Raw genomic sequence first — 11,666 nt, forward strand, 5'->3', positions numbered from 1 at the left:
ATGCCCGGCGGCGTGGGGTTATCAGGCGGGCTGGGCGAGGGTGGCTGGTGAGGTGTGGGGGGATGCGATACCCATGATTTTCGCCAGCCACGGCGGCGGATGTCCCTGCAAAACCTGCTGCAAACGCAGCAGTTCGGCGCGGGCTTCACCGCCAAGGGGGACTTTGACCGGATGGATGCCGGCACGCACGACTTTGGCGGCAGCGGGGCCGCCGATGGATTGCACATACAAAAGATGGCAGTCCTGAATCAGTTGCGTGCGGTAGGCATTGCGGTCTTCAGCCTGTTCATAACCGGCGGTGTCGCGGATGGCGACCAGGCGCACATTTTGGCTACTAACCTGATAGATCAAAAAGCGCAGACAGGCTCCGAAGTGGCCGTTGAGTAATTCGCCCTGGTTGGAGGCGACGGCTACGCGCACAAAGCCGCTGCTCTGCGTTAAGGGTGGCTCAATGACGGGTAAGTCTTCATGAATATCCGCGTGCGGGGTTTCGCCATGCAGACATTGTAGCGCCCGCAACAGCGCGTCTTTGGAAAACTCCAGGGTGTCGAGTTCGTGCTCATTGAGGTGTTGCAGACCCTGGCGCAGGTCTTTGAGGCTCAACTGTGCCAGCTTGGTTTCGTTGAGCGGTTCGCTGACGCGGTGCAAGAGGATGCGCAACAGGCGCTGCACCCCAAGGCCGGGCAGGGCCTTGGCGGCTAAGCCGACCCGCAGGGCCAGTTCACGCGACAAGGGGGGTGGCGATGCAGACATGGGAGGCCCTCCGATAGGTGCCCATTTGAGCAGGTTCAGCGCGCCGAGACGGGCACGGCGCGTACTGTGGGGGTAGGTACTTTAGGATGCCAACGGCAGGATGCAGTTATCCACCGGACAAACATCAATGCATTGCGGGGCATCCGCTTGCCCTTCGCATTCGTTGCAGCTGCTGGTGTTGATCTCAAATACGACTTTACCTTCCTTGATCGAATCGGTAGGACACACCGGCTCGCAGTCGCCACAGGATATACATTCTTCAGCCACGATATACAGTGCCATATAGACCTCGTACAAATACAAATAAAGAGCGGTTTATAGCCGTTTGGCGCGCAGAGTAATCGGCAGGCGCGGGACCGCCTCCAAGGGATCAAGAAAATAGCGAGAGCCGTCTGCCAGCTCGACCTCACCGCCCCATTGATCCGGGCCTTGGTGTTCCATGGAGACAATGGTTTCTTCCAAATCCTTTTTGGACACATAAAAAGTCAGCTGGCCGCTGTCATTTTGGCGAATCATTACACTGGGCATGGACATTAACTCCTCAATAAAAAGGCCGGATAGGCGTTCTCACCCTCACCTATCCGGCAACTTCGCTTACTTAGCGCACTAAATCGTAGTTAAAGTCGGTCTTGCCCATGATGCGGGTTTCTTCATCAAGACGTTCCAGTACCGCATTGACCAGGGTGGTGAGGATGTACATGGCACCCTCATAGCCCATGGTGGTCATGCGATGCAGATGGTGGCGATCAAAGATCGGGAAGCCGATGCGGATCAACGGCACCTCGAATTCCTTGCCCTTTCTGAGGGTATCGCGCTGGATAAACTTGCCATAGGAATTGCCGATCATGAAATCAGGCTTGTCGGTAAATACCAAAGAGCGCATGTGCCACAGATCGTTATTCAGATAGACCTTGCCGTTGGCGCCATAGGGCGACTCACCGAGAACCTCTTCAACCGCCTTCTTCCAGCGCTTGTTGGGGCCCTGGCAGAGGATATGGGTGGGCTCGGCGCCCAGTTCGAGCAGGAATTTAACCATGCCCAGCACAAAGTCAGGATCACCCCACAGCGCAAATTTTTTGCTGTGCAGCCAGGTGTGGGAGTCGGTCATCATATCCACCAAACGCCCGCGCTCTTTTTCCAGTGAGGCCGGAATCGGCTTGCCCGTCAGTTCCGAGACCTTCATCAAGAACTCATCGGTCCAGGCCAGCCCCATCGGGACATTGATCTTGGGCGAGCTATGATTCCAGGTGCCCTGGACGAATTTTTGGGTCTTGGTTAGATGCCAGGGCTGTAACAGCAGCGTGTCAATGGCATTGGGTGCATCCTTGATCGCTTCCAACGAGGTGCCGCCGGCATACATGCGATACTCGCCATCGGCGGGCGTGTCCAAAACCTCTTCCGGGTCAGACAGCAGGCTGTGAGCAACCCCCATCTCGTTGAGCATCCGCTTGATGACGCGGAAATTGCCCAGATAGGTCTCAAAGCCGGGAATAATGTTGATCTTGCCGTTTTTGCCCGGAGCCTTGTCTTCCATCTCGTTTAAGGTGAAATAGCGGGCAATGCCTTCAAACATATTGTCCCAGCCCGTGGCATGGGTACCGACAAAGGACGGGGTATGCGCAAAGGGTGTGGGGAAATCCTTGGCGATATAGCCTTCATTCTTGGCGTTGCCGATAAAGGCATTCAGGTCATCCCCGATGACCTCGGCCATGCAGGTGGTGGAGACGGCCATCATCTGCGGTTTGTACAGGGCAAAGGCGTTTTCCATGCCATCAAACATATTCTTTTGTCCGCCAAACACCGCTGCATCCTCCGTCATGGAGTCGGATACGCAGGGAATCGGTTCGCGGAAATGGCGGTTGAAGTAGGTCCGAAAATAGGCCACGCAACCTTGCGAGCCATGCACATAAGGTAAGGTCTTTTCAAAACCCAGGGCACACAGAATTGCACCCAATGGCTGACAGGCCTTGGCCGGATTGATGGTCAGGGCTTCACGCTGGAAGTTGAGTTCTTTGTATTCTTCCGTGGTGGTCCAATGAAAGACCTCATCGATCTTGGTGTCAGGAAAGCGTTCCTCAAAATGGGACTGCTTGCAGCCCATGTTCTCCTGATAGTCCTGATCCAAAAACAGAGGATAACTGGCTTTGATGTTATCGACGTGCTGACTCATGATGATTCTCCCGCCGTGCCACTCATCTGTGAACTACGGCGCACAAGGATGCTTAATATCGGATCGTGGCGCGTAAGGCGTTGCGGTGTACCGAGGTGCAAGGCGTTAACCCTTGGCACCTCGGGGTAAACACCCTTAGGCAGCCTTAGCGAGGGCGGCTTTTTTCCAGGGGGCCTGGAACTTGTCCCAGCACGGATTATTCAGGGTCATGTCCATATCGCGCGCAAAGATGGCAAAGCCGTCATAGCCGTGATAGGGGCCGGAATAATCCCAGGAGTGCATCTGGCGAAACGGGATGCCCATCTTCTGGAAGATGTATTTCTCTTTCACACCGGAGCCGACCAGATCAGGGCGGATGCGCTTGACGAATTCCTCCAGCTCATAGCCAGTGACATCGTCATACAGCAGCGTGCCTTCGCCCATTTCCTTGATGGTGCGGTCATAGTCGTCGTTATGTGCAAACTCATAACCGGTACCGACCACTTCCATGCCCAAATCTTCATACGCACCCACTGGATGGCGCGGGCGCAGACCACCAACATAGAGCATGACGCGCTTGCCTTCGAGACGTGGGCGGTACTTGGCAATCACCGCGTCGGCCTCTTTTTGGTATTTCTCGATCACTCGCTCGGCGCCTTCCTTGATTTTGTCATCAAAGAAGGAGGCAATCTTGCGCAGGCTCTCGGCAATCTTGGTCGGTCCAAAGAAATTGAACTCAACCCACGGAATCGCGTATTTTTCTTCCATGTGGCGCGCGATGTAGTTCATCGAGCGGTAGCAGTGCAAAAGATTGAGCTTGACCTTGGGCGTTAGCTCCATCTCCGAGAGCGTGCCATCGCCCGACCACTGCGACACCACGCGCAGGCCCATTTCCTCAAGTAACAAACGCGAGGCCCAGGCATCACCCCCGATGTTGTAATCGGCCAGCAAGGCCACATCATAGGGCGTGGTTTCAAAGCGGTTATCTTCATCACGGCGTGGCAACACCCAGTCACGAATCGCATCGTTGGCGATATGATGACCCAGCGATTGCGAAACCCCACGAAAACCTTCGCAGCGCAGCGGCACTACGGCCTTGCCCAGCTCAGCGGCTTTTTTCTTGGAAACCGCCTCAATATCATCACCAATCAGACCAATCGGGCATTCGGATTGAATCGAGATCCCCTTGACCAGCGGAAACAGCGTATTGATCTCGTCAATGAGCTTTTCCAGCTTTTTGTCCCCACCAAAAACGATGTCCTTTTCCTGAAAATCCGAGGTGAAATTCATCGTGCCAAAGACATTGACCCCGGTATGTCCCGCATAATAATTACGCCGCCCGGCGCGAGTGTACTGGCCACAGCCGACAGGACCGTGGGAGATATGGATCATGTCCTTGATCGGACCCCATACCACCCCCTTGGAGCCGGCATACGCACAGCCACGAATGGTCATCACCCCCGGCAGGGATTTACGGTTTGAGGTGATGCACTTTTTGGATTGTTCGACATTCGGGTCATTGACCGTTAAATGTTTTGCGCGATCTTTGCGCGCTTTTTCAGGATAAACCTCCAGCACCTCTTGAATCAGGGCCTCGGTTTCTTCTCGGGTCATGGTCGTCATGGATGATTCTCCTCATCACGCCTCTAATCTGAGCGCGTCATGATGTATGGCAAAAAATAGCGATATGGGCCAACAGTGGCAAGGCATCAAGCCGTTGCCGCAGCCCCTTGCTCTTGTGCCGCAGAACGGCCAATGATGCTTTCGTCTTCTTCTTCGAGAATGCCAAACTCCATCAGCAGCTCTTCCAGTTCATCCATGGTGCAGGGCGTGGGTACCACAAACAGCTTGTTGTCGGTGATTTTTTGCGCCAAGGTGCGGTATTCATCCGACTGCTTGGCCGTGGGGTCATATTCGATACAGGTCATGCGGCGAATTTCAGCGCGCTGCACCACATTGTCACGCGGCACAAAATGGATCATCTGCGTGCCCAGCTTTTCGGCCAGCGCGATAATCAGCTCATCTTCACGATCGGTGTTACGGCTGTTGCAGATCAGACCGGCCAGACGCACTGCGCCGGAACTGGCGTATTTCACAATGCCCTTGGCGATATTATTGGCCGCAAACATCGCCATCATCTCGCCCGAAACCACGATATAAATTTCCTGGGCCTTGTTTTCACGAATCGGCATGGCAAAGCCACCGCACACCACGTCACCGAGCACGTCATAAAATACAAAATCGAGATCTTCTTCGTAGGCGCCTTCCTCTTCCAGGAAGTTAATCGCGGTGATAACCCCACGACCGGCACACCCAACACCCGGCTCTGGGCCACCGGATTCAACGCACTTGATACCGCCATAACCGGTTTTCAATACATCTTCCAGCTCCAGATCTTCTACGCTCCCCGCATCGGCGGCCATCTGCATGATGGTATTCTGAGCCTTAGCGTGTAAAATCAGGCGCGTAGAATCGGCCTTGGGATCGCAGCCGACAATCATGACCTTCTTGCCCGCCTCAGCGAGGGCGGCAACCAGGTTTTGCGTGGTGGTGGACTTACCGATACCACCTTTACCGTAGATGGCACATTGACGTGTTGGCATGATGTATATCTCCTGTTTAGAGGTGAGAAAAAAACGGTACAGGCTGCTTAAAGCAATGCACATGCCAAAAAACAAATAAAACGCAATTAATTGTAAAATAAATCATTTATTTTCATAAAACCCGATTTATCGTGCGTAGCATAAACGACAAACCCTCCAATAAAGGCCTACAAAGTGTATGTATAACGACAGTGCCCTACGGGTAAGCGAACCTCCGTCACCCTCCTTGCCCAAAAACGCCCGCCTGCCCATCAATCGCTGCAACCTGCCAGCGGTCATTCTGGGTAGTCTGCGCTTTCAGCAACATCCCGCCGCACTGGAACTTGATGGCGTCGCTGAACTGCATGTGGACTTATTTCGCCACCTGGATGCCACCGCCGACCTGTGCCAGCGCGCCGAGATTTTTCAAGCCTACATGCGCGGGCATTTCAGTCTGGATGATCTCAAACAGGCGGGATTACAAAAGCGCCACGCCAAATCGCGGGCCAAAGCGGATTATCTACGAATGATGCGCGGCTGGTTATTTGATGCCGATGGACGCGAAGGGGCCGTACTTAAGGGGTTTATTGAATCGCGCTTTGGGTTATTGGCGCGCTATCACAAGGGTAGTCTGAGCGATTTTCACAGCGAAGCCTATCATCGATATACCTACGAACGCTGCAAGGGCCTGTATAACACCAATGCCTTAGAGGCCCAACTGGACCTGCTCTACAGCTTTTGCCAATACGAACTGCGCCGCCGCTTCCCCAAGCGCAGCCATCTCACCGTATTTCGCGGCATCAACCGGCTCGAAGACCACGAAGTCATCGAACGCCTGTCGCGCACCGAGGCCGTGGTGCTGCTAAATAACCTCAACTCCTTCAGCAGCCACCGCGACCGCGCCGACGAATTTGGTGATTACATCCTCACCGCCCAGATCCCGCTGTCCAAAATATTTTTCTTCCAGGACCTGCTGCCCGGAATGCTACGCGGTGAAGGGGAATACGTCGTCATCGGCGGCGTCTATCAGGTCAGCATTGACCTGTTATAGCGGCGCGGCATCATCTTGATGCCGCAAAAGAACGCGAACGCAAGATGCGTCCGCCATGTGGCATGAGCGCGTGGCATAAAACAGCGCGGGCTTGAGGTTATTGCACGCTGACGGGGTTGACGCTCAGGCCGTCGAGGGCATTGGGGAGGCGGGTGGTGATGATCCAGTCGCCGTTTTGCAAGTCAGGGTGACGCACAAGGATGCGGGCGTCTGATGCTTCCGGGGTCTCGCGCCATTCGCCGAGTCGTTCCACGGTTAAGGGACGCATCCGTCCGTCGAGCAGGCGGTAGATGAGGTCTTTGCCGTACACGGCTTCAAAGGGCAGGGCCACGACCCCGCTTTGCGGCGGCAAATGAAGGTTCAGGCTGACAAAGCGCCCCAAGGCCAAACCCTCGTGTGGGGCGCTCAACTCAAATAATCCCTCGACCCCCGCCCCACCCGGCTCGGCTTGTCCGGCCAGGGCGCGCAGCCGCAGCGCCAGGGGCTGACCTTCACTGATGGCCGCAGCGTCTAACGCGATGCCTTGCTGTAAAGCCGCCCGCACGACCGGGATATGTTGCGCCGGGATGATGGCGCGGACTTCCAGCGTATTTGCCGCAAACAGGCGCAGCATGGCATCGCCTGCGCGCACCCGATCACCGGGCGCCTGCAGTACCTCGGTGATGATGCCGTCAAAGGGGGCCACAATGCGAGTACGCTCCAGCTCCAGACGCGCCAGATCACGCAGCGCCCGGGCACGGTCTGCCTTGGCCTCTAGCTGGGCAAGATGCTGGTTGAAATTATCGACCACCAGACGGCGGGCATTGAATGCCAGAGCCTGTTGTTCATAGGCGCGCTCGGCCTCTTCCATCGCGGCGCGTGAGCTTAGGTCGTTGCGTTGCAGATTTTGCAGGCGGTTCAGCGAGCGTTCTGTCAGGGCCAGCAGGTTTTGCTCATGGCGCAGGGCGGTCTGTTCGCTGGTAAAACGGCGCTGTTCAGCGGCAATCTGTGCCTGGATATCAGCCAGCTCGGCCTCGCGGATGCTCAACTGCCAGCGCGCCTCACGTTCATCCAGCAACAGCAGCGCATCGCCCTGTTTGACCGACATCCCTTCTTGGGCGGGAACGGCCAGCACATCCGCCGCAATACTGGCGCTTAAGGTGGCCCGCTGCGGGCTTTGCAAGGTGCCATACAAAGTCAGCTGCGGCGCGAGTGTCTGTAGCTGGACTTCCTGCACACTCACCCGCCAGCTACGCTCGGCAATGGATAAGGGCGCTTGCGGCGGGCGGCTCAGCACCAGCAAGGCAAAGACCAAAAGTCCAAAAACGATGAAAATCACCGCCAGTAAGCGGCGGCGCAAAGGAGATAGCGGCATGTTGAGTCAGTCACTCGAAGGCTGGGAGGGTATCCTTGCTTTATACTAAGGTATTTTAGCAGAATTGCCGCCTTTCCAAGACGAAAGCGAGAACGGCGGGCACCGTGTCGATGGCTTCCGATTCAGTTTGCCGACACGCGCACGCGTCCGGTGAGCCAGTGAACATCAATCTGATAATGATGCCCGCTATCCCCTTGCGCAGACTGGCCGGCGGGTGCCAGACGGATTTGCCCACCGGAGGCCGAGCCATCGGGATAAAAACGGATCGCCGCCCGCCCTTCGCCCTGCCATTCGCGGTGCCCCGCCAGCAGGTTTAGCGCGACGGAAGACGGTAAACGATAGGCGCGTGGCCGATCCGCCACCCAATATTCCCGCGTGTTCACGTCGATAAGTACCGCAGAGGGGCTGCCACTGGCAATGGCGCGCCCGCGTGCATAGCGCAAGGCAGAAGCCAGATCACGGCTGGCGCCTTTGATTTCCAGACCGGTGAGCGCAGAGCCAAAGCGCGGGGCCAGCAGCGCCGCCGCCATGCCCATGATCAGTAACACGACCATTAACTCAATCAGAGTAAAACCGCGCAGCGGGTGCAGGTGTGGATGCGTGGGACTGGACATTGGTGTGTTTGGTTTTAGATGGTGGGCAAAAGAGGCTGTGTATGGTTCGATGATGGGATTATGTGGCTTGGCGGTGCGTTTGTAACCACTCGACGATCCGCTGGGCGCTGCCGCGATGTGCATCCAACACACCGCTCGCCGCCTGTGCCAACGCCTCCCGCTGAGCCGAGTCTTGGAACAGCTCAAGCAGCACCGCCGTCAGGGCAGTGGATGAATCCAGCCAGCGGACTGCGTCGGCTTGCTCAAGGAGTTGATAAATTTCCTTGAAATTAAATACATGTGGCCCGGAAAGAATCGGGATGCCCAGGTGCGCCGGTTCCAAAGGGTTATGCCCGCCGTGTCTGACCAGACTGCCGCCGACGAAGGCAACATCCGCACACCCATAGAGCCAGCCAAGTTCGCCCAGGGTGTCGATCAATAACACCGCAACCTCGGGCGGCAGCGGTGCCTGTGTGGGGTCCCAGTGGGTACGCAGTACAACCTTCATCGCATGTTCGCGGCACAGGGTTTCGATGTGCTTGGCCCGGTGGGGATGGCGTGGCGCCAGAAGTAATAGCGCCTCGGGCAGGTGGTGGCGCAGCGCCTGGTGAGCCTCCAGTAAGGGGCGGTCTTCGCCGGGGTGGGTGCTGGCTCCCAGCCACACGGGCCGGGTTGCCCCCCACTGTGCGCGTAAACGGTGCGCCTTGGGCACGGCATCTGCCGGGGCCGTCTGATCAAATTTCAGATTCCCCAGGACGCACACCCGTTCAGGCGCGGCACCCAAAGCAATGAAGCGCTGGGCATCGTGGCGATCACGGGCGGCAATGCCATTGAGATGGCGCAAGGTTTGCCGTGTCAGGCTGGGAACGCGTGCATAGCCTTTGGCAGAGCGGGGTGACAGGCGCGCATTGACCAAAAAGGCCGGGATGGACTGGGCGTGACACTGCGCCAGCAGATTGGGCCACAATTCCGTCTCCAGCACAATCAGCGCCGAGGGTTTGGCGCGGACAAGAAAACGACGCACTGCGTGGGGCAGATCGAAGGGAAAATAGACATGAGTGACCTGCGTACCCAGACGGCGGCGGGCTTCTTTGGCACCGCTTGGGGTGGTGGTGCTTAACAACAGCGACAGTGATGGCCGGTGTGCCTGCAGACACTGGATCAGGGTGCTGGCGGCAATCACCTCGCCCACCGACACCGCATGAATCCAGTAGCGGGGTATCGGGCTTTGTTGCGGGATATAGCCCAATCGCTGCGCCAGATTTTGCAGCAGCGCCTCCTCATGCCGACTGCGCCACAGCAGGCGCAGCAGCAAGAAGGGCAACAACAGATACCAGACGAGGGTATAAATACCGCGCATTTACTTAAAAATTGACCACGGTAAAGCTGGCAGCGACGGAATAGGCCTCGATTTTATCCCCGCCGGTTTCACGGGAATAGGTCAGATCCAGGGCCAGCATCTCATCAAATAAATACACTCTGGGGCCAATCTGGGCCAGGGCATCGGAACCACTGCGCTCTGCACCCGAGATCTCGGCAATCACGCTCAGATTTGCCAGCAGACGGCTTTCCAGACCGAGCCCCCAGATGGCGGTGTTTTTGTCTTTGTCCAAGGTGCGGTCACGCTCCACCCCGAGATTGGCATTGAGCTGAGTGTTCAGAGCGGTCAGCTCAATGCTTGCGGGAACATAGGCATACATAATTTCCCAGCGGTCATCCTCGGTGCCGTATTCCGCCCCGGCCACCAGACCCAGACCAAAATCATGGCTTTCCATATCCATGAATAACACCTTGGCCTCCAGTCCAAAAACCTGCTCGGATTCGCCACCCACCTTGATATTGCCAGCCCCCAGCGTGAGCTGCCAGTTACCATCCAAACGGCAGGTCGGGGCTAAAAAAGTGCCATAGCCGCCTTCCTTGACATCGGTATACCAGATTTCAGCCTCGCAAGAGCGCGCATCAATCAGCGCCGCATCACCGACCACATACTGACCACCGGCCTGCGCTGAGGCCGATAAAGCAACTAAAATAATAGATGTATAAAAAATGATTCTTGATTTCATTTAATTTTTCTCTGAAAAGTTTACTAGAGGCTCCAACGCACGCACTGGCAGAATTAAGCTAAGCATCTGATTGAAGGCAAAGCATTTTAGCCATCACCCCACGCCCATGCAAGAAATGGCTGTGATCTTTTATTGAAAGCCACCAGCACCATATCGGGTCACTACTGGGCAGCTTGCAGAATAAGCGATACACGCGCGGATTCCGGCCATAAATACAGCCGATGAATCAGCCGAAGTGGTGGCGGCGTCCAGATGCCACCGTCACGAGAAGGCCCATCAGATACAATATCGCCATGACGGAAAACACCTCAGCGACGGCGCCTGGAAGGCGATCAAGCCGCTGTTGCCGAGCGCCCCGGTCGGGCGCCCTCGTAAGCTCAGCATGCGCCAAGTCATCAATGCGATCTTCTATGTCCTGCAGACGGGCTGCCAGTGGCGTCAGCTGCCGCGCGACTTTCCTGCCTGGTCGGCAGTGTACTATGACTTCAATCGCTGGCGGCGCGATGGAACCTGGCAGCGTCTTCATGACAGGCTACGCGCTCGGCTACGGCAACGCCACGGGCGTCACAAGCATCCAAGCGCCGGGTGTCTGGACAGCCAAAGCGTCAAGACCACGGCGATCCCTGGTGAGCGCGGCTATGACGCCGGCAAGAAGATCAAGGGCCGCAAACGCCATCTTCTGGTCGATACCCTGGGGCTGGTGCTGGCCGTCGTTGTCACCGCCGCCAGCGTGCAAGACCTTTATGGGGCGCGCCAACTCCTGCGCCATCTCCCCGGTCATTGCAAAAAGCTGCGCAAAATCTGGGTTGACGGCGGCTACAGTGGACGCCTGGTTGACTGGGTTGCCCAGCGCTTTCGTTTCGTCTTGACGGGGGTCTTGCGTCCCAAGGAGCGCCGAGGGTTTGTTTTGTTGCCGCGACGCTGGGTTGTTGAGCGGACCTTTGGCTGGCTGAACCACTCACGCCGTCTGAGCAAGGACTACGAGCGCTTGATGTCGAGCAGCGAAGCCTGGATTTATCTCGCAATGAGTCGACTGATGGCTAACCGCTTGGTTTGAGGCGGTAGTTTCCAAACAGCTTCTCACTCCCTGGGTGTTAGCAAAGGGGCCATGCGGGTGTGAT

Annotated in this window: 12 protein-coding genes; 2 read left to right on the top strand and 10 right to left on the bottom strand. The window is 56.7% G+C overall.

Annotated elements, in window-relative coordinates:
- Positions 1-21 precede the first annotated feature (21 nt).
- The 6 genes from THISIDRAFT_RS02640 to nifH all read right to left on the bottom strand — a co-directional run bounded on the left by THISIDRAFT_RS02640 (position 22) and on the right by nifH (position 5,505).
- Positions 22-753, bottom strand: a complete 732-nt coding sequence (locus THISIDRAFT_RS02640; protein ID WP_006786681.1) for a dinitrogenase iron-molybdenum cofactor biosynthesis protein — start codon at positions 751-753, stop codon at positions 22-24.
- Between the two features lie 81 nt (positions 754-834).
- Entirely contained in the window at positions 835-1,035 is a 201-nt protein-coding gene (locus tag THISIDRAFT_RS02645) for a 4Fe-4S binding protein (protein WP_006786682.1), read from the bottom strand.
- Positions 1,036-1,068: 33 nt separating this feature from the next.
- Positions 1,069-1,281 (bottom strand): putative nitrogen fixation protein NifT, encoded by a 213-nt coding sequence (gene nifT / locus THISIDRAFT_RS02650; protein WP_006786683.1) that lies wholly within the window; start codon positions 1,279-1,281, stop codon positions 1,069-1,071.
- A gap of 70 nt (positions 1,282-1,351) precedes the next feature.
- Positions 1,352-2,923 (bottom strand): nitrogenase molybdenum-iron protein subunit beta, encoded by a 1,572-nt coding sequence (gene nifK, locus THISIDRAFT_RS02655; protein WP_006786684.1) that lies wholly within the window; start codon positions 2,921-2,923, stop codon positions 1,352-1,354.
- Between the two features lie 135 nt (positions 2,924-3,058).
- The gene (nifD, locus tag THISIDRAFT_RS02660) at positions 3,059-4,525 is read right to left on the bottom strand and encodes a nitrogenase molybdenum-iron protein alpha chain (protein WP_006786685.1); all 1,467 of its coding nucleotides are present in this window, start codon (positions 4,523-4,525) and stop codon (positions 3,059-3,061) included.
- An 86-nt stretch (positions 4,526-4,611) separates the two neighbouring features.
- Positions 4,612-5,505 carry a nitrogenase iron protein gene (gene nifH, locus THISIDRAFT_RS02665; protein ID WP_006786686.1) on the bottom strand — a complete coding sequence of 298 codons (894 nt, stop codon included), beginning with the start codon at positions 5,503-5,505 and terminating at the stop codon, positions 4,612-4,614.
- 178 nt (positions 5,506-5,683) lie between these two features.
- On the opposite strand from nifH, the gene THISIDRAFT_RS02670 reads away from it, so the two are divergent.
- Positions 5,684-6,535 carry an NAD(+)--dinitrogen-reductase ADP-D-ribosyltransferase gene (locus THISIDRAFT_RS02670; protein ID WP_006786687.1) on the top strand — a complete coding sequence of 284 codons (852 nt, stop codon included), beginning with the start codon at positions 5,684-5,686 and terminating at the stop codon, positions 6,533-6,535.
- A gap of 97 nt (positions 6,536-6,632) precedes the next feature.
- Here the strand turns inward: THISIDRAFT_RS02670 and THISIDRAFT_RS02675 are convergent, their stop codons facing one another.
- The 4 genes from THISIDRAFT_RS02675 to THISIDRAFT_RS02690 all read right to left on the bottom strand — a co-directional run bounded on the left by THISIDRAFT_RS02675 (position 6,633) and on the right by THISIDRAFT_RS02690 (position 10,545).
- Positions 6,633-7,889, bottom strand: coding sequence for an efflux RND transporter periplasmic adaptor subunit (locus THISIDRAFT_RS02675; RefSeq protein ID WP_006786688.1), 1,257 nt, complete (start codon positions 7,887-7,889; stop codon positions 6,633-6,635).
- 122 nt (positions 7,890-8,011) lie between these two features.
- Positions 8,012-8,503 carry a GspH/FimT family pseudopilin gene (locus THISIDRAFT_RS02680; RefSeq protein WP_006786689.1) on the bottom strand — a complete coding sequence of 164 codons (492 nt, stop codon included), beginning with the start codon at positions 8,501-8,503 and terminating at the stop codon, positions 8,012-8,014.
- A gap of 58 nt (positions 8,504-8,561) precedes the next feature.
- The gene (gene waaA, locus THISIDRAFT_RS02685; protein ID WP_006786690.1) at positions 8,562-9,842 is read right to left on the bottom strand and encodes a lipid IV(A) 3-deoxy-D-manno-octulosonic acid transferase; all 1,281 of its coding nucleotides are present in this window, start codon (positions 9,840-9,842) and stop codon (positions 8,562-8,564) included.
- A gap of 4 nt (positions 9,843-9,846) precedes the next feature.
- The gene (locus THISIDRAFT_RS02690; RefSeq protein ID WP_006786691.1) at positions 9,847-10,545 is read right to left on the bottom strand and encodes a hypothetical protein; all 699 of its coding nucleotides are present in this window, start codon (positions 10,543-10,545) and stop codon (positions 9,847-9,849) included.
- Between the two features lie 280 nt (positions 10,546-10,825).
- Here THISIDRAFT_RS02690 and THISIDRAFT_RS02695 point away from each other — a divergent pair, with 280 nt between their 5' ends.
- Positions 10,826-11,602, top strand: coding sequence for an IS5 family transposase (locus tag THISIDRAFT_RS02695; RefSeq protein WP_221914032.1), 777 nt, complete (start codon positions 10,826-10,828; stop codon positions 11,600-11,602).
- Positions 11,603-11,666: the final 64 nt, after the last annotated feature.

The sequence above is a fragment of the Thiorhodospira sibirica ATCC 700588 genome (assembly GCF_000227725.2).
Taxonomy (GTDB): domain Bacteria; phylum Pseudomonadota; class Gammaproteobacteria; order Ectothiorhodospirales; family Ectothiorhodospiraceae; genus Thiorhodospira; species Thiorhodospira sibirica.